The sequence below is a fragment of the Marinobacter sp. tcs-11 genome, assembly GCF_002049515.1.
In the GTDB taxonomy this organism is placed as follows: Bacteria; Pseudomonadota; Gammaproteobacteria; order Pseudomonadales; family Oleiphilaceae; genus Marinobacter; species Marinobacter nauticus.
On sequence record NZ_LLYU01000027.1, the window covers coordinates 1 to 18,993 of the forward strand.

The window sequence follows — 18,993 nt, forward strand, 5'->3', positions numbered from 1 at the left end:
GGAATATCGTTTATCGACAACTTCGGCGGTTACAGAAACTACCCCGGTTATTGAAGTCTTTTTTCGGTCATCCGGACCTGGCGTATATCGCCGGGTGATGTTCGCTTACTTTGTTTCTGATTAGTAAGTCCATCGGATACGCCTTTCATCGTGGCGGATGCCTCGGTGTTGTGGGCCATTCTTCAGGTGTCCGAATCCGATATTGACCAGATTTCAACGGGAGACGAGGTTCAGATTTCCTCCAGGGATTCAAGTTCTGACCGGTTTCACAGTGGGCAGGTATCCTGGGTGTCGAGCATGCTCGATGAAAAGACCCGCACCATCCCGGTTCGCGTTGTGCTGGAGTCTCCCAGAGGCGACCTTCGCCCGAATACCTATGCCACGGCCAGAATCATGACGGAATCGGAGGCCTCACTGCCGCTGGTTCCGGATGATGCGGTTCAAACCATTGGCGATGACTCCGTTGTGTTTGTTCCGGGCGATGAGAAAGGGGCTTACAAGGCGGTTCCCGTCACGCTTGGCAAGGAGGCAAACGACTGGATCGAGATCAAGTCCGGCATTAGCGCAAACACGGAAGTGGTTTCAGTAGGCGCTTTTGATCTGATGTCGGCCATTACCGCCAGTGGCCGCAGCGCCGCTCACGGACACTAAACCCCGGGGGGAGCATGATCAACGCAATTGTGAATTATGCGCTGAACAATCGTCTGATGACGCTTGTTTTTGCTATCGCCGTGATCGTTGCCGGCGTATTTTCATTTCAAAAACTGCCGGTGGATGCGTTTCCGGACGCGACGCCGACCATGGTTCAGGTGTTTACCACCAGTCCTGGTCTGTCGCCGGTTGATATCGAAACGCTGATTTCCTATCCCGTTGAGATCAGCATGTATGGAATTCCCAAGCTGGAAAAAGTGCAGAGCACGTCGATTTTCGGGTTGTCGCGGGTGACCATCTATTTCGAAGATGGCACCGATATCTACTTCGCCAGGCGGCTGGTAAACGAACGGCTTTCCGAGGCCAAGCGCCAGATTCCCGAAGGGATGGGGCAGCCGGAACTCGGGCCCATAGCGAGCGGTCTTGGGCGCATCCTGATGTATTCCCTGGAAGCTGAGGATAAGGATCAATACAGCCTGCAGGAAATCCGCACGATCCAGGACTGGATTGTCAAGCCCCAGCTCAGAACCGTTCCGGGTGTAACCGGTGTGCTGTCCATCGGCGGCGAGGTAAAACAGTATCAGGTCAATATCGATGCGCAGAAGCTTCAGGCAAGGAACCTGACAGTGTCTGACGTTCGCGGCGCCCTCACCCAGAATAATCGGAACGTCGGCGCCTCTTTCATTACGCGAGGAGGTGAAGAGTATATAGTTCGCGGCTACGGTTGGGTTAATTCAGGTACCGAGGGCATCGAGGACATCCAGAACATCATTGTGTCCAAGAGTGAGGGAGAGTCTCCTATTTATGTCAGGGATGTGGCAGAGGTTAGCCTTGGACCGGCAATTCGCCGCGGCGCGGAGGTGTCCTCGGGCGAGGAGTCCGTGGGCGGCTACGTGATGAAGCTGATCGGAACCAACACCAGTCAGGTACTCGAGGACGTCAACGCAAAAATCGATGATCTGAACAAGTCACTTCCCGAAGGGCTGAAAATAGAGGCTTATTACTCCCAGGCGGAGTTGGTGGGCAAGGCCATAGGCACTGTCGAGAAAGCATTACTTGAGGGCTCGGTTCTGGTGCTGGTGTTCCTCTATCTGTTCCTCGGAAATATACGTTCCACACTGATCGTGGTGGCGACCTTGCCGTTGTCTGTGCTTTTCGCATTCATTGCGATGCGGATTTCGGGCCTGTCCGCCAATCTGATGAGTCTGGGGGGGCTGGCTATCGGCATCGGTATGATGGTGGACGGCGCCGTTGTGATGATAGAGAACATCTTCCGACATCTGGAAGAACGATCAGAGGAAAAGGTCAGTGTTCTGAGGCTTGTAGGTGAATCTGCCCGGGAAGTGGCTCGTCCGATTGTGTTTGCCATTGGCATCATTATTATCGTTTTTCTGCCGCTGTTTACGCTGCAGGGCGTTGAGGGCAAGCTGTTTTCGCCCATGGCCTACACCATCAGTTTTGCGTTGATCGGTGCGCTGTTACTCGCGTTGACGTTGGTGCCGGTTCTGGCCTCGCTGTCATTCAAGATGGGTGGACAACACAAAGAGCCGAAGCTGGTTCTGTTCCTGAACCGGCTATACAAGCCGGTGGTGAATACTGTCGTCAAAGCCCCTAAAATTGTAATGGGCGTGGCCGTCATTGCCTTTGCCGGCAGTCTCCTGCTGTTTCCCTATCTCGGGAGCGAGTTCGTGCCCACGCTCAGGGAAGGCACGTTCCAGATTCGCTCGACACTGCCTCCTGGAGCCAGTCTTGAATCCGCCATCAAGTATGGCAAACGGATTCAGTCCGTTGTCGATGAATTTCCAGAGGTCACCGGCACCTATGCCAGGATCGGTCGTGCCGAGGTGGGCGGTGATCCTGAACCCGTGAACGTTGTCGCGACGCTCGTCAATCTGAAGCCTCTGGATCAGTGGCGAGAAGATGTGAGCTATGAGGACCTTCAGAGCCGGATTGCGGAGTCTTTGGATGAGCGGGTTCCCGGGCTTGCCAACAATCTGTCACAACCGATTCAGCTCAGAACCGACGAACTCCTCTCAGGCGTTCAGGCGCAACTGGTTGCCAGCATTTTCGGCGACGACCTCGACGAGTTGGGCCGGATCGGCAAGGAAGTGGCGGCCCTGGCGAATGATGTGCCGGGGGCAACGGATGTGCGCGCTCAGCAGAGCGCAGGTAAAAAACAGATCGTTATTCGCCCCGACCGTGAAGTGCTGGCGCAGTTTGGCATCAGCATTGATAACCTGATGAGTACGGTCGAAACCGGGATTGGCGGTAAAGGCGCGGGGCTGGTCTTCGACGGTGTCCGGCGATTTGAGATCTTCGCCCGGCTGCAAGAGTCCTATCGCGGGTCCATCGATGAAATCAGAAAGCTTCCCCTCCGGGGTAATAGTGGCGAGCTCATCCCGCTTTCACGGGTGGCCGATGTTGAAATGTACGCTGGCCCCAAGAAAATTTCGCGCTCCAATGCCAGTCGGCGACAGTACGTGCAGATGAACGTACGTGGTCGCGATATGGGCGGTGTTGTTCAGGATTTGCGCAAGCGGATCGAGGAGCAAGTGGACATGCCGCCGGGGTATTTCGTGGAGTTCGGCGGTCAGTTTGAGAACCAGGAAAGGGCCATGGCTCGGCTTGCGATCGTTGTGCCCATTACCCTGGCGCTTATTTTCCTGCTTCTTTTCTCGGCATTCAGTAGTCTGCGCTATGCGGTGCTGATCTTCATGAATGTGCCCTTTGCGATTACCGGTGGCATTGTCGCGCTGTTTGTGACGGGGCTTTACCTCTCTGTGCCCGCTGCCGTGGGATTCATCGCGGTGTTTGGTGTGGCCGTACTTAACGGCGTGGTGATGGTGAGTTACATCAACCAGTTGCGGGACGAAGGCTACGAAGTCATTGAAGCAGTCAAGCTGGGTGCTCAACGCCGTTTGCGGCCGGTTCTGATGACCGCCTCTGTGGCTATTCTGGGGCTGATTCCCCTGCTGCTGGCCGATGGCATTGGCTCTAATGTCCAACGGCCACTGGCAACGGTTGTGGTTGGCGGTCTGATCACTTCAACGCTGCTGACGCTGGTGGTGTTGCCCAGTGTGTACCAGTGGTTTGCATCTGAACGTCGTGACATTTCAGTCTGATAGTCAGGAGACGGTTTATGTATGAAATAAAAGCGTATGTCAGAGAAGTGATGGCAGAGCATGTGGTTGATGCTCTGGCCAAAGTTAAGGGGGTGGCAAGTATTGCTGTCGTGTCTCTCGGCGAATTTGGTCATCTGGTCGGCGATGAGTCGCCTCTGGAGAAAGTGAAGATGGTCAAGCTGGAAATAGACGTAGCGACCGATGATGTCGCTGGTGAAGTTGTGGAACTCATTGTCAGAACGGGCAGAACCCAGGAAGGGCACCCGGGTGACGGCAAGGTGCTTGTATCCCGCCTGGTTCGGGCTGTTCGTATCGACGATGGTGCGACCGACGAGAGCGCACTTCAACCGGCATCAAACCAGCGCTTTTCCTAGATTGGATGGCGGCATCGTGGCCATGAGTCGCGATGCCGCTTCTCCCCGCCCTTATTGAGGAGCACTTTCAAGTTCCCTGAGCTAATGCCTTCCAAATTCAAGTTCATTTCAACCTTTTCACTTACTATCTCCACCTACCTTGTCATGGGCGTCTCGCCCCCATGAATTGTGGCTAACAACCCCTTCGGGAGAAAGTCGATGAAGGCAAGCAAGCACTCGCCCAGGGCGTTGCTGTGTTCAGTACTATTGTCTATTCCTCTGTTCGGTCAAGCGGAGACTGTGAATTGGACAAATTGGCTCACTGGCCAGATAAGCAAGCATCCGGATGTCATGGCGGCGACAGAGCAGGCGGCAGCCCGGAATCAGGATGCTGAGGCAAGCGAACAACCGCTGTATAACCCGGAGCTGTCTGTTGGAGCAGACAGAACGGGCAGTGAAAACAACTTTGAGGCAGGGCTATCACAAACGATCGATTGGTCTGATCAACAGGGTGCGCTAAAGCACAAGGCAAAGCTGATCAGGCTTTCCGCTGAAGCTGATTTGAACGAGGCGGTTTTGGCACAAACGTCCGAGTCGCTGTTTGCGCTTGTCGAGTGGCGCGCGGCGACGCGTGCCGAAGAAATTGCGGAATCCCAGCAACACCGTCTGGATGCCTTGCTGGAGCAGGTTGAGCAACGCCAGCAGGCGGGCGACCTGGGTCGTACCGATGCAGAGCTGCTTTTTTTAAGCCTTTCTCAGCAGCTCAGTGAACTCGCCCAGGCAAAGGCTGCGGTTGATCAGGCGCAAGCCCGGGTCAGAGAGCTTCTGCCGGATTGGCGGCCTCAGGATGGGGGGATCCCCGGGCACATTTGGCCGGCTCTTGCTTCCAGGGTCGATAACGACAATTTGCTGGCTCATCCGTCAATTGTTGCCGCCCGCGCGAGGTGGCAGGTGCTGCGGAGCGAAGCCGAGGTGGTCAGTCGCAGAGCGACGGCATCTCCCACGGTCGGGCTGAGCGGAGGGCGTGATGGCGGTGAGAACCTGGTTGGCCTGACGTTCTCGATCCCTCTGAATGTCCGTAATAACTACCGTGCCGAAATCCAGGCTGCCAACCGACGATCATTAGAGGCCGAAGCTCGGTTTCAGGCACTTTATCGGAAGCAGCAGTATGATCTGGCGGGCGCCCGAGCTGCCTGGAAGCGATACGACACCCAACTTCGTCGATGGACAGAACTCTCCCAGGGGCGTGTACAGCGAAGTGCTGATTTGCTTGAGAAGCAGTGGCAGGTCGGCGACCTCTCCACCTCCGAGTATCTCCAGGCGCTGGGCCAGCGCGCGGAGAGCCTGAAAACCGGTATTGAACTGGAAAAGCTGGCGCAGTTGGGTCTGATTGAGCTCTTGAGCCAGTCTGGCGAACTGATCACCCTCTTCCAATACTAGTCTGGAAACTGGATATTCATTATGAAAAAAACTCTGATTTCTGTATTCGCATTGACGTTGCTTACAGCCCCACTTTCTTTTGTACAGGCAGAGGAAGATGCTCATCAGGAAGCCGGTCATGATCATGCTGCCAGTGGCGACGATCATCAGGAAGTCACCGGTGAGGAGGGCGAGTATAAGGAAGATCATGGTGAAGAAGGTGAGCATGAGGAGGAAGGTGAGCATGAGGAGGAAGGTGATCATGAAGAGGAAGGGGGGCACGGCCACGAAGACGAGAACGGTGGCCATGAAGAAGCGGCCACCGCAAGCATCAATGCCAAACAGAAAGAGCTCGCCGGCATTGAAGTAGCAACCCTCGAAAGCAAGCACGTTGACTATGAAATCTACGCTCCCGGTGAGCTGCTGACCAACGGCTATACCAGCTATCACGTGTCCCCCCGGGTTGCCTCAGTGGTGCTGCGGCGTCACGTGGAACTGGGTGAGCACGTAACCAAGGGCCAGCCGCTGGTAACCCTGTTCAGTGAGACGGTGGCACAGGCGCAGGCGGATTACAGGAAAGCTTTTCCTGAATGGAAGCGAATCAGCGGGCTGGGTCGTTCCGTGGTTGGCGATCAGCGGTTCAATACAGCGAAAGCCAACATTGAAGCAGCAAGGGCGACTCTGCTTGCTTACGGGCTGAACGATGATGACATTGGTGCGTTGAAGGCCAGCGGGGTGGATAGTCTCGGTGAATACATGCTCAGGGCTCGCGTGGATGGTGCAGTACTGACCGATGAGTTTGAGCAAGGACAAAGAGTTGAGGCTGGCCAGCCGCTGGTGACTCTTGCTGATGAGAGCGAGCTTTGGGTAGAAGCCCATCTGCCAGCAAGCTCCGACATTGTTCTAGAGAAGGGCGCGGAAGCCGAAGTCAGGGCAGCGGGTCGTGTGGGCGTGGCAACGGTGTCCCAGGAAGCCCACACCATTGATCCTGTGACCCGCACGCGGATTGTCAGGCTTGAGCTGGACAATCCTGAAGATCGTTTTCATCCAGGAATGTTCGCAGATGTGTATTTTCGTTTTAAGACCAGCGAGCCGGTGCTTGCCGTGCCGGAGACTGCATTGATGCGTGGCGCGGACGGCGACTGGACGGTCTATGTGGAAGAGGCCGAAGGCGAGTATGAACCCGTGGAAGTGGAACTGGGCCGCTCAATAGGCGGGCTCCGTGAGGTTTCCGGCCTGGCTGCGGGCCAACGAGTCGTTTTGCGGGGCGCATTTTTTGTGGCCTCTGAGATTGCCAAAGGCGGCTTTGATCCGCACAACCACTGATTCCGGGAGCCATTATGTTCAACCGAGTAGTCGACTGGGCGGTTCAGAACCGCCTGTTGGTTCTTATTGCACTCGCTGTGCTTATCTCCACGGCCGCATTTCAGATCCCAAAATTGAATCTTGATGCTTTCCCTGACGTTACAAACGTCCAGGTCGCTGTTAATACTGAGGCGCCCGGACTTGCGGCTGAGGAAGTCGAACAACTGATCACCTATCCAATCGAAGCGGTGATGTATGCCTTGCCCGATGTCGAGGAGGTTCGGTCCATCTCCAAAACCGGGTTGTCCGGTGTCACCGTGGTCTTTAAAGAGGGCACGGATATCTATTTCGCGCGCCAGTTGGTGTTCGAACGGTTACAGGCCGCGCGGGAGCTGATTCCGGATGGTGTCGGTGTGCCTGAAATGGGCCCGAATACGTCCGGTCTCGGCCAGGTCTACCAGTACCTGCTGATAGCGGACCCGGATTCGGGGTACGACGCAATGGAACTACGCAGCCTGCACGACTGGCTGGTCAAGCTGTTGCTGATACCGGCTGAAGGGGTTACGGAGATCCTGTCGTTTGGCGGAGAGGTCCGCCAATACCAGGTGAACCTGAATCCGGCTCGAATGCTGTCCTATGACCTATCACAGAACGACGTCATGGAAGCCCTGGAGAACAACAACTCCAATGTCGGTGGTTGGTACATGGGCCGCGGGCAGGAGCAACTGGTTATCCGTGGTATGGGCTGGTTGGGCAGTGGCGAGGAGGGCCTGGAGCAGATCCGACAAGTACCCGTGAAAACCAGTGATGGCATTACGGTGACCGTGAGCGACGTCGCTCAGGTGACGCTGGGCACTGAGATTCGTCAGGGTGCGGTGACCATGACCCGGAAGGGTGAAGACGGTCAGGTTGAACAACTGGGTGAAGTGGTTTCCGGCATTGTACTCAAACGAATGGGAGCCAACACAAAAGCCACCATCGACGGCATCGAGGCCCGCGTTGATCGCATAAACCAGGCGCTTCCGAGTGGGGTTCGTTTCGAGCCCTATTACAACCAGGCGGATCTGGTGACCAAGGCCGTAGAGACGGTGACCAATGCGCTTCTGTTGGCTTTTGTGTTTATTGCGATCGTGCTTGCCCTGTTCCTGATGAATCTGCGGGCAACAACGCTGGTGCTGCTTTCAATACCGATTTCCATCGGGATTGCCCTGATGATCATGGCCTGGTTCGGTCTCTCGGCCAACCTGATGTCTCTGGGCGGTATTGCTGTGGCAATCGGCATGCTGGTGGATGGCTCTGTTGTTATGGTTGAGAACATGTTCAAGCATCTGACCCATCCTGATGGCGAGCATGACGCCCATCGGGATGAGTTGGCTGGAGATGACCCCGATCCATTGGACGCGTCACACGATGATCATGGCATTGCCCTTCGTCTCCAGGAAGCCGGCCGGGAAGTGGCGCGGCCGATTTTTTTCGCGACGGCGATTATCCTGGTCGTTTTCATGCCTCTGTTCAGCTTCGAAGGTGTGGAAGCCAAGCTGTTCCAGCCAATGGCAATCAGCATCATGCTGGCTATCGTGTCGGCGGTGATCGTCGCTCTGGTGGTTGTACCCGCGCTGGCGTCATACATGTTCCGTAAGGGTATCCGGGAGCGGGAAAGCTTCATTCTAAAACCCCTGGAAAAGCTCTATCGCATGGGGCTTGCCTGGTCACTGAAGCATAGCCGCGTGGTTGTTGGCGCGGCGGCGGTTCTTGTTGTACTGGCGGCGCTGATTGTTCCACGACTGGGCACGGAGTTCGTGCCTGAACTGGAAGAGGGCACGATTAACCTCCGGGTGACCCTGGCCCCTTCATCAAGCCTCGATACGGCGCTTGAAGTGGCGCCGAAACTGGAGGCCATGCTGATGGAGTTTCCAGAGGTGACCTACGCGCTGTCCCGGGCGGGCCGACCGGAAATAGGCGGCGATCCGGAGCCCGTCAACAACATCGAAATCTACATTGGCCTCAAGCCAACAGCCGAGTGGACCAGCGCCAGTAATCGCTATGAATTGCAGGCCCTGTTTGAGGCGAAGCTCGAACAGCACCCGGGGCTACTGTTTAACTTTTCTCAGCCTATTGCAACTCGGGTTGATGAATTGCTGTCAGGTGTCCGCGCGCAACTGGCCATCAAACTCTTTGGCCCGGATCTCGACGTACTGGCGGAGAAAGGCCAGCAGATTGAAGCGGCGGTCCGAACTGTTCAGGGGACCCGGGACGTGGCCATGGAGCAGATTGCCGGTGAAGCGCAGTTGGTGGTTCAGCCAGACCGTCAGGCACTTTCCCGGTACGGACTCGCCGTGTCTGATGTGATGAGTGTCGTCCGGGACGGACTGGGTGGTGCCGCCGCGGGCCAGATCATCAACGGAAATGAGCGGTACGATATCTATGTGCGCCTGGCCAAACGTTTCCGGGAAGACCGGGATGCCATTGCTGATCTCAGGTTGCAGGCGCCTTCCGGAGCCTGGGTGAGACTCGGTGATGTGGCCGATGTGTCTATTGAGTCCGGCCCGCCCCAGGTGCGCCGCGACGACGTTCAGCGCCGTGTGGTCATTCAGTCCAATGTGCAGGGTCGTGACATGGGCAGTGTGGTTGCCGATATTCAGGATACCATCGCGTCAGAAGTGAACCTTCCCCCCGGCTATTCGGTGGATATTGGTGGTCAGTTCGAAAACCAGCAGCGAGCTCAGAAACGATTGACCATTGTGGTACCTGTATCTCTGGGGCTGATTGCGCTGTTGCTCTACTTCGCTTTCAGTTCGGTTGGTCAAGCGCTGTTGATTCTGGTCAACGTGCCGCTTGCCGTAATTGGTGGTGTCTTTTCGCTCTGGGTCTCCGGCCAGTATCTTTCAGTGCCCAGTTCCGTTGGATTTATCACACTGTTTGGTGTGGCGGTGCTTAACGGGGTCGTTATGGTCGAAAGCATCAATCAGCGAATACAGGATGGGTTGAACGTGGATACCGCGGTGTTTGAAGGTGCCGTCTCCCGTTTACGTCCTGTCTTGATGACAGCAATAACCTCGGCGCTCGGCTTGATACCGATGCTGTTGTCGACGGGCGTGGGAGCGGAAATCCAGAAGCCACTGGCCAGCGTGATTGTTGGTGGTCTCGTGACTGCAACTTTCCTGACACTCTTTGTTTTGCCGGTTCTGTTCGGTCGCTTTTCAAGAGCCAAGGTGAGTGATATCCAACGGTAAAAAATGGGAGAAGCCGCGCTGCGTCATCGACGGTTGCCTTTCTGGAGGTTTTCTAATCCGGAAGTGGCAGTAGAATGACAATGCTGGCTCCTCCGTTTTTTGAGGTACCCATGTTCATCTGTCCGAGGTTGTCTTCGACAATCTCGGACACGATGGACAATCCGAGCCCAAAACCGGCGACCGTTTCATCCAGCCTGGTACCCCTGTTCATGACAGTGGCTGCCGCCTCGGGAGAAATTCCGGGGCCATCGTCCGCTACTTCTATGGAGAGTCCTGATGACGTGCGGGCGATTGTAACGTCGACGGTTGTCTGGCACCACTTCCCGCCATTTTCGAGTAAATTGCCAAGTAGCTCTGAAAGATCCTGTCGCTCCATTGGCCAGCTGAAGTTTTCAGGTAAGTTGGTGTGGAGGCGAAAAACCGTGTCAGGGAAGATTTTTTCCATAACGGTGATGACACTTGCCGTGATTTCAACCGGCATGCACGTCCGTCCCATCTGTCTGCCTGATATGTCTGCTTTGCTCATCCGGTATTTCAGGGATTTGTCAAGCTCCCGCAAGTTAGAGGCCATAAACACAACATCCTCCCGGGACGGAGGCAAGGTATCGATATCCGACAAAATGGCAAGATTGGCAGAAATAGAGGTTTTGACCAGGTGAGAGAGATCGGAATTCAGGCGGCGGTGGCGGTCCAGCCGCCGGTTTGACAGCTCGAGCAAATCATTGAGCTGCCGGATCAGCGGACGAAACTCTTCCGGCACGTGAGGGTTCAGACGACTTTGTTTCCCGGATTGGAGCCGTCTCAGGTCCTCTTTTATCCTACTGATGGGCTTTAACGTCAGATGTGTGGTGGTTCCAATCAGTGCCAGCAGTATCGCCAGAAGAACGGCCGAGGCACCGAGCAATGTCAGGTGGGCCTTCAGCGGTCGTTCAGAGAGCGCCCCCTCGGTTTCAAGAACGGTGATTGAGGCCAGCTTTCCAGTAGCAGTGAACGTACGTCTAAGCCCAAAAAGCGTGTTCGCGCCCTGCGCTATGTGAATAAAACCCTCGGGCTTATCCACAACGCCCTGCATTTGGCTCAGGTCAAAGTTGTTGCTCGTCAGGACGCTCCCGCCTGCCGTTTCGATGATGATGGCATGCCCCAGAAGCATTTCAAACTGATGGATCATGTTCCTGAGGTCGTCAGTTGTCGGGGACTCGGCTTCAATGATTGCCTGAAAGTTTTCCAGCTCTTTACTCAGGTGTTGTTTCCTGGACTCGTCCGATAGTTGTTTTATCACGTAGGCATGTGAAAAGAATATCAGGGTGAAATAGACGAGGCTGAAAACAGCCCCATACTGAATGGCTGTTCTTCGGATACTCTTTGGAGCTGGCATATGTTGACCTGGTTCGTTCGGGCGTTCAGCCAGTAGGATCTTTTTCGAAGAGGTAGCCCTGGCCACGCAAAGTCTTGATTTTATTGCCCCCTATTATTTTTCTGAGCCTGGCTATATAGACCTGAACAACATTCCTGGTGGGACATCTTTCAATGTTGTAGAGGGTTTCAACCAGTTCATCCTGTGAAAATACCCTGTCTGGTGAACGCAGGAAACACTGCAAAAGGCGGAATTCAGTGGCTGTCAGTCTGAACTCTTTCTGGTCGGGCGTGGTCAGCGTTCGGTAGCTGGCGTTGAGACGAAATCCGTCGACACTGATTTGATCTGTTGTTCTGCCATCCTTCCTTCGGATAATTGCATTGAGCCGGGCTTTCAGTTCATCAAACTCAAACGGTTTGGGAAGGTAATCGTCGGCACCCGCGTTCAACCCTTCTACTCTCTCAGTCCAGTTGGAGCGTGCGGTCAGAATAAGGATGGCCTCTTTTTTCCCGTTTTTTCTCCATCTTTGCATTAAAGACAGTCCATTTTCATCGGGCAGTCCGATATCGAGAATAACGGCCTGGTAGGAGCTTGTTTCAATCAACGAGTCTGCTTCTTTGCCGGTTTTGGCGACATCGACTGTGTAGTGCGCCTGCGCAAGCCAGTCCGATATTTTTTTGGCAAGTACCGCATTGTCCTCAACAATCAGAATTTTCATTTGTAAGCGCCGTTTTTCGTGGTGGGAAAGTTTCGCCAGTCTGCCATGGATTGTACCAGTAACGGCAACTCCCCAGAAAAACAGCAACCCGTTAAAAATGGGGGGTTACCGGTCGACTTTTCAGTTTGATTTCAGTTGCACCGGGTAGCATCAATAATCGAGTCACGAACGCAAGAAGCTGTATATACATGGTTTTAGGAGCAACCTATGAGCGATAGACATTTCTATGCAGGTATGTCCAGGCGGCGCCTTATCCAAGGAGCTGCCACGATGGGACTTCTTGCCGGTTTCGACAGCTTGTTGCCGGCCTATGCTAGAGGACAACTGGACAACACGAACGCATTTCACACCGTGCGTAATGGCGCTGACATCTACGACCTGACCGTCGCGAGAACACCTCTCAAGATAGGGGGCACAGTCTCGGAACAGCCCATCACCATCAACGGCACTCTGCCAGCGCCTCTGGTGCGCCTCAAACAGGGGCGCGAGGCAATCTTGCGTGTCACCAATACGCTACCGGAGGCAACATCCATTCACTGGCACGGTCTGATTCTGCCGTACCAGATGGATGGCGTTCCTGGCGTCAGCTTTCCCGGCATCATGCCCGGCGAAACGTTTGAGTACCGTTTCCCGGTCGAACAGCATGGCACCTACTGGTACCACAGCCACTCTGGCCTTCAGGAACAGCTAGGCCACTATGGGCCGATTATCATTGATCCTGCCGAGCCCGAATCGGTGGCCTATGATCGCGAATACGTTGTGGTTCTATCTGACTGGACCTTTGACTCTCCCGAGGACGTATTCCGCAACCTGAAAGTGGCAGAGGGCTACTATAACTACAACCAGCGCACCGTTAGCGACTTCTTCAAGGATGTTGAAACCATGGGCTGGGATGCTGCGTGGAGCAAAGCCGGCATGTGGGGCAGAATGCGAATGAGCCCCCGGGATATTCTGGATGTAACCGCTTCTGAATATACCTACCTGATGAACGGATCGCCTTCTGCCAGTAACTGGACCGGGCTGTTCCGTCCCGGCGAGAAAATTCGCCTGAGATTCATCAATGCCTCGGCGATGACCTACTTTGATGTCCGTGTCCCGGGCCTCCCGATGACGGTTATTTCCGCTGACGGCCAACCAGTGCAACCCGTTGAAACGGATGAATTCCGCATTGGCGTGGCGGAAACCTACGACGTGATTGTACAGCCAACCGACACGGCTCACACCGTGTTTGCCCAGTCACAGGATCGGTCGGGGTATGTGCGCGGAACGTTAGCCACCCGCAAGGGAATGGAGGCGCCAGTACCGCCCATGTATCCGCGAACCGAGCGCGGTATGGCCGCCATGGGCATGGGCGCGATGAGCATGGGCGCCATGGGCAAGGACGGCGATATGAACATGGACAGCGGCATGGACATGGGTGGCAAGATGGAAATGATGTCAGGCAGCAACGACAAAGCCCATGGCCAAATGATGATGAATGGCGCCGACTCGGGAATGAACAAGATGAGCTCGGACAAAGCAACGATGAATGAGGTCCCGACGGCGGGTCGGCCGATATCCCATGGCCCTGATAATCACGGTCCCGGGGCGGCCATGGTGGCTTCCAGCCCGCAATCGCGTCTGGATGACCCTGGTGTAGGCTTTGAAACAGCCAACCATCGGGTGCTGACTTATTCCCAGTTGCAGAGCATTGAGGGCTGGCCCGACAAGCGCCCGGCCGAACGCGAGGTGGAACTGCACCTTACCGGCAATATGGAACGTTACATGTGGTCGTTCGACGGCAAAAAGTTCTCTGAAGTCGATGGCCCGGTCAAGTTCTACCATGGCGAGCGCCTGCGATTGATCCTCGTCAACGACTCGATGATGGATCACCCCATTCACCTGCATGGCATGTGGATGGAACTGGAAACCGGTGCAGGTGAATATCGTCCACGCAAACACACGATTTCCGTCAAACCCGGCGAGCGTGTATCCGCGCTGATCACAGCGGATGCACCGGGTGACTGGGCTTTCCATTGCCACCTTCTGTACCACATGGACGCAGGCATGTTTCGTGTCGTGTCGGTCGTTTAACGGGATAGGGGATGAACATTATGATGAATCGCATCAAGTGGGTTGTGGGTGCCTCAGCCTTAACGCTTGCCTCGGGAGCCGGCGCCGCCGGTACTGGCGTTCAGGCCGAACCGGACTGGACGCTGCCGATACACGACAACCAGGTGTTTGGCCAGGTTCTGTTTGACCGGATGGAATACCAGCGTGACGGCGACAACGAATTGGCCCTGTGGGACGCCCAGGCCTGGATTGGTAAAGATCGCAATCGGCTCTGGGTCGAAACGGAAGGTGAGACTGATCTATCCAGCGACAGCGGCGACATCGAAAATTTTGATGTGCAGTACAGCTATCGCTTCGATCGCTTCTGGGATATACAGACAGGATTGGGTGCCCAGACAACGTTTGGCCCCAGCCCTAATAAGGAGCGCTATTCGGCCATTGTTGGATTGCAGGGACTTGCCCCCTACTGGTTTGAGGTAGACACAAATCTCCGAGTCACCGACGACGGTGACGTGTCATACGATCTTGAAGCCGAGTACGACTGGCTGCTGACCCAAAGGCTCATTTTGCAGGGCCGCGGCGAAACGCTCGTTGCCTTCAGCGATGTTGAGGAGTGGGGCGTCGGTAGTGGCATCAATAATGTGGGCCTGGGGCTCCGTCTGAGATACCACTTTTCGAGGGAGTTTGCGCCCTACGTGGGTGTTTCTTACACCCGCTTTCTGGGCAACACAGAGGACCTTCGTGAGCGCGAGGGGGAAGACGTCGAGTCCTCCAGCTTCGTGGCGGGCGTCCGGTGGTGGTTTTAGTACGATAATGCCCAGTAGAAAAGGCTGGCCCCTTTGCGTGGGTCAGCTAGTGTCCTCATTTGGAGGATTTCGTCAAAATCATTGCCGACCTTCCGCATGTTCGGCTCAATGACAAACGGCCGGACTAAGGCCCGGCCGTTGTATCAGATCATGAAATTACACGTTGATCAGTAACTGATATTGACCATAGCTACGACCTTATAGGTATCCTCCGGGTCATCTCCGTAGAAGTCTCCCATGAAACCGTAAGAGCCGCGGAGGCTGATGTCATACAAGCCGGCAAACTTTTTACCAACCTGGGCAGCGACTTCAGTGCCAAGGGTTGAGCCGTTGGCCTGAGCAGCGCTGTCGGGCGCGTCGTCGGCAACGCGGAAGTAACCGGTGCCATACTTCAGGTAGTAGTCGTTGGAAAGCTCCTGATCACCCGAGACCATCAGCCCCATCAGACCATACCCTTGGTAAGCCGCATCCTTAACTGACCTAGCACCCTGGGCACCATTGTTGTAGTAGTAGTCTGTTCCGAAGATTTGCAGATTGCTGCTATTCAGCTCCCAGCCTGACTGGTTTGCCGCGAAGCGATCTGCGCCATTGCTGCTGTCATCAGCCGGAATGTAGATGCCGTGAATCTTGAGGCTTGCGTTGCCCCAATGCCTCTGGGCATACAGATTCAACATGTACGTGTCGCCATCTGTTGCGTCAGAGTCACGCCCGGACGACTTTTTGTAAAGTACCGAGCCGCTATAGGCCATTTTGTTATAGGTAAAATCGGCGTAGGCACCGAAATAGTTGTCATCCGTTCGAGCCGCCGTACCATTCAGAGCATCCGGACTGCTGTTGCTGATCTGAGCTCCGGTAAGGCCGTAGTGGAAAACCTCGCTGGGATGAAGTTCGGCACTCAACATGTAGAAGTCCACGTCGTCCGCAGAATCTCTATCGTTTTCTTCCCACTTGAACCAGCCACCTGTCAGCGTGGCCATACCAACATTGCCCGCAAAGGAGATGCCGTTCATATCGTCATTGGTGACGAAGCTCTCGTACTTGCCGAAACCATATCCCTGGATACCGGCTCGCACCTTCCAGTCGCTGTTTGGCACCTTCAGTTCAGCGTAGGCATTTTTTGTTTCAACGCCAACGCCATCGGCGCTGAGTTTGCCGCAATTGTCAGCGGGGGTGTCATCGTCGACGTCGTCACCGTAGCAGCTTCCCCGCTCACCCCACGGAGAGTCGAACTCACCGTACCAAACCAGGCTCACATTATCATTGAGGTCGCCGGTGATCTTTGCACGCAGGCGCTGATCAACAAAGGCATTGCTGCTATCACTGGGCGCGCCAAACTCTTCTCCACGCGCGGCCAGATTTTGTGTTTCTGAGGTAGCCTGAAGGCGGTAATAACCGTTCACCGTGAAGGGGGAATCGCCTTTCTTGAGCTCTTCCACTTCAGCCGTCAGTTGATTTATTTCAACCTTCAGGTCTTCTACGGTCGGTGACGCACGCCCGACCGGCTCCGCGGCCAACGCCGGTGTTGCTACTAAAGCTATCGCCAGCGGAGCGCTTATTGATTTGAAGATTTTGCTCACCTGAAACTCCTTATTTTAATTTTCATATCGACAACGATTTATTGCCTCAATATGGATGTGCCAGTTAAACGGCACTTAATCTTGACGCACAAAGTTTGTAGTGGTCAACTGAAACGAACCTGAATTTTCAGCTAAATTTCATTTTCCCGATTTTCGTACTGACATCCCCACCCGTCAGACTGTCAGACCTGACGACGCATCAAAGAGGCTATTTCGCCCCCAGCGCCCATTCTTGGAGAGGTGCTATGATTGCTCACTATTGAAAGGCATACTGGGCGCCAAGCATGCAATCCGACCATTTGGCGCATGAAATCGAGATGGCCGCAATGAACCGACGAGTTATCTCCTTGCTGCTGCCGTTGTTTTTGGGTGGACCGGTTCTGGCCACTTCCGAAATATCGGGTGGTCAGGAGGGCGCTGCGATGAAGGGTTGCGATTTCAACTTCGGCTGCCTGAAGTTATTAGATTGGCTGGATAGATTATGCATTGTTCACGTCGACCATCACGTAGAGGCTGGTTCCTGTTTTTTTTAATCTGGTCTGTCAGCTTTTTGCTGCATTTTTTTTGGGAAATGATCCAGGTGCCTTTCTTTACAGGGATGATGGAGGCGTCCCATGGTGCGGTCGTCTGGCTGTGCACGAGGGCGGCAATCGGCGATGCCAATATTGCACTATTTGCCTATGGCGTCGCCGCAGCGGCAACTAAAGATGGCTTTTGGATACAGGGGCGGTGGCGCCGCCATGCTTTAGGAGCGTATTTTGCTACCGGTCTGCTTATAACCATAGTCTTTGAAGCCTGGGCCACAGGCGCAGGCCAGCGCTGGAGCTACAATGATTCTATGCCCCTGTTTCCCTTCCTTGGCACAGGTATCGCCCCTCTAGCGCAGTGGATTATCGTTCCAACAGTCTCGCTCTTTGGTCTGCGTTGGCTCTATAGAGGCTGGCTTGATCTCAGACATCAGGGCCGCGATCACCCCCAGCAATGAATGCCGGAGCCCCGGGCATCATATAAACCGCCCTACAGACAACTGCACATCCACACCAATCACGAGTGTGGCGGTCAGCGACACTACACTATTGATGATTGCCACCATTGCCAGACGTAGACAAGTACGATCACAATAATACGATGTTCCACTGTGACTGATCGACTCATCCATCACTCAACTCCGAAATCCTTGCGGACGGTTGACATCACGTATGCAGCTCCCGGCCATGCCGGCACCAGACACAGCTGCAATCGACATGATTGCAGCTTATATCCCGTCGCTGGCTCCGCAAATGCAAACCCGCCAACGGCGCCAGCAGATGCCTGGCAAGTGTGGGCCGGTAGAGACGGCGCAAAAACTCGCGCGCATCCAGATGGTTTTCCTGGCGGCGCATGCACCAGCGATAACCGCGGTTACCCAGCAGCCCATAAAACGCGCGGTTCACCAACGCCGCCGCCATCGGACGCTCCAGGGATTCTCGCCAAAGCCGGTTGTAGTCGTCACCATGCAGCAGGCTGCGTGCGGCCAGCACGCCGGAGGTGATGGCCGCGCGCATCCCGAAGCCCCACAGCGTATCCTGGAAACCGGCCTGCTCACCCGCTACCGGGTGCACCCCGGACAATGCGGTTACAGGGATCCGGAAGTTTCCAACACCGCCGTGCGGCTGAGGATTCATCATCTCCATGCCGGCCAGCCTCTGAAACGCACTGACAGTTCGCTCCACATACTTTGCTTCATCCCTGAAACCAGTAAACATGCAACTCTTTACCGTTCCCTTGCCTCCCATTACCAAAAGGTAGGCATACCCTTTAGGGGCAAGGTTGTTATCACAAATTGCCCAGAAACCGTCCGGCATGGAGGTATCGAAATGATAGCCGACCGCAATGGCATCGGCGGCCTTTGGGCCAGTCGCCAGGATGGCCGGGCCCCGGGCATGCCGCAGCCGGCTTTTGAAATGCACCTGCACGCCCAGTTCCCTGGCCTGTCTCAGCAACGCCGTGTCCAATGTGTCTGGCCCGGAGCCACGCTCCACCAGGTAGAACAGCGGCTCAATGCTCTCAATGGCGTACGGGGAATCCCAGGCATCAAAGGCGGTACCCCGGCGGCAGGGAACTCGCTTGAAGTCGGTGGTGATTCCGAGTTCCTGCAACACCGCCAGGGCATCCTGCTGCGTGCTCCAGTTCTCCAACCCCTGAAGGTCCCGTTTGAAGCGGTGCCCCACCTCGGCCCGGGCCTCATGCACGATGACTGACCGCCCCGCGCGCGCCAGTGTGATGGCGGCTGCCAGCCCGGCCGGCCCGGCGCCGGCAATCTCGACCGCGCCATTTCTGTTGTCTGACATCATGGCTCCGATACCAGTCCCAGCCTCGTTGACGCCCATCATGTCCGCACTCGCCTTCCCCTCACCTTGTCAC

Annotated in this window: 13 protein-coding genes; 9 read left to right on the plus strand and 4 right to left on the minus strand. The window is 55.3% G+C overall.

Annotated features, from left to right (window positions below; all coding sequences use genetic code 11):
• The first annotated feature begins 150 nt into the window (after positions 1-150).
• The 6 genes from ARC85_RS18075 (at position 151) to ARC85_RS18100 (ending at position 10,083) form a co-directional block, all read left to right on the plus strand.
• Positions 151-651: an efflux RND transporter periplasmic adaptor subunit gene (locus ARC85_RS18075; RefSeq protein ID WP_502688021.1), complete on the plus strand. Its 501-nt coding sequence runs from the start codon at positions 151-153 to the stop codon at positions 649-651.
• A 14-nt stretch (positions 652-665) separates the two neighbouring features.
• Positions 666-3,773 (plus strand): efflux RND transporter permease subunit, encoded by a 3,108-nt coding sequence (locus tag ARC85_RS18080; protein WP_153741189.1) that lies wholly within the window; start codon positions 666-668, stop codon positions 3,771-3,773.
• 17 nt (positions 3,774-3,790) lie between these two features.
• Positions 3,791-4,147, plus strand: a complete 357-nt coding sequence (locus ARC85_RS18085; RefSeq protein ID WP_035561679.1) for a P-II family nitrogen regulator — start codon at positions 3,791-3,793, stop codon at positions 4,145-4,147.
• 279 nt (positions 4,148-4,426) lie between these two features.
• A complete protein-coding gene (locus ARC85_RS18090; protein ID WP_286715717.1) occupies positions 4,427-5,566 on the plus strand; it encodes a TolC family protein in 1,140 nt (379 codons plus the stop codon).
• A 21-nt stretch (positions 5,567-5,587) separates the two neighbouring features.
• Positions 5,588-6,871 carry an efflux RND transporter periplasmic adaptor subunit gene (locus ARC85_RS18095; protein ID WP_104270573.1) on the plus strand — a complete coding sequence of 428 codons (1,284 nt, stop codon included), beginning with the start codon at positions 5,588-5,590 and terminating at the stop codon, positions 6,869-6,871.
• 14 nt (positions 6,872-6,885) lie between these two features.
• On the plus strand, positions 6,886-10,083 hold the full coding sequence (locus tag ARC85_RS18100) for an efflux RND transporter permease subunit (protein ID WP_286715719.1): 3,198 nt from the start codon (positions 6,886-6,888) through the stop codon (positions 10,081-10,083).
• A 52-nt stretch (positions 10,084-10,135) separates the two neighbouring features.
• Here ARC85_RS18100 and ARC85_RS18105 read toward each other — a convergent pair whose 3' ends face one another.
• Positions 10,136-11,458, minus strand: a complete 1,323-nt coding sequence (locus ARC85_RS18105; RefSeq protein WP_008174544.1) for an ATP-binding protein — start codon at positions 11,456-11,458, stop codon at positions 10,136-10,138.
• Between the two features lie 25 nt (positions 11,459-11,483).
• Positions 11,484-12,155: a response regulator transcription factor gene (locus ARC85_RS18110; RefSeq protein ID WP_008174546.1), complete on the minus strand. Its 672-nt coding sequence runs from the start codon at positions 12,153-12,155 to the stop codon at positions 11,484-11,486.
• A 234-nt stretch (positions 12,156-12,389) separates the two neighbouring features.
• On the opposite strand from ARC85_RS18110, the gene ARC85_RS18115 reads away from it, so the two are divergent.
• Both ARC85_RS18115 and ARC85_RS18120 read left to right on the plus strand, forming a co-directional pair.
• Entirely contained in the window at positions 12,390-14,228 is a 1,839-nt protein-coding gene (locus ARC85_RS18115; protein ID WP_227548939.1) for a copper resistance system multicopper oxidase, read from the plus strand.
• A gap of 20 nt (positions 14,229-14,248) precedes the next feature.
• Positions 14,249-15,013, plus strand: a complete 765-nt coding sequence (locus ARC85_RS18120; protein WP_199451743.1) for a copper resistance protein B — start codon at positions 14,249-14,251, stop codon at positions 15,011-15,013.
• Between the two features lie 167 nt (positions 15,014-15,180).
• On the opposite strand, the gene ARC85_RS18125 is transcribed toward ARC85_RS18120, so the two are convergent.
• On the minus strand, positions 15,181-16,590 hold the full coding sequence (locus tag ARC85_RS18125) for a hypothetical protein (protein ID WP_286715721.1): 1,410 nt from the start codon (positions 16,588-16,590) through the stop codon (positions 15,181-15,183).
• 481 nt (positions 16,591-17,071) lie between these two features.
• Here ARC85_RS18125 and ARC85_RS18130 point away from each other — a divergent pair, with 481 nt between their 5' ends.
• Positions 17,072-17,575, plus strand: coding sequence for a hypothetical protein (locus ARC85_RS18130; RefSeq protein WP_286715723.1), 504 nt, complete (start codon positions 17,072-17,074; stop codon positions 17,573-17,575).
• A 208-nt stretch (positions 17,576-17,783) separates the two neighbouring features.
• Here ARC85_RS18130 and ARC85_RS18135 read toward each other — a convergent pair whose 3' ends face one another.
• Positions 17,784-18,962 (minus strand): NAD(P)/FAD-dependent oxidoreductase, encoded by a 1,179-nt coding sequence (locus ARC85_RS18135; protein WP_286715725.1) that lies wholly within the window; start codon positions 18,960-18,962, stop codon positions 17,784-17,786.
• Between the last annotated feature and the right edge of the window lie 31 nt (positions 18,963-18,993).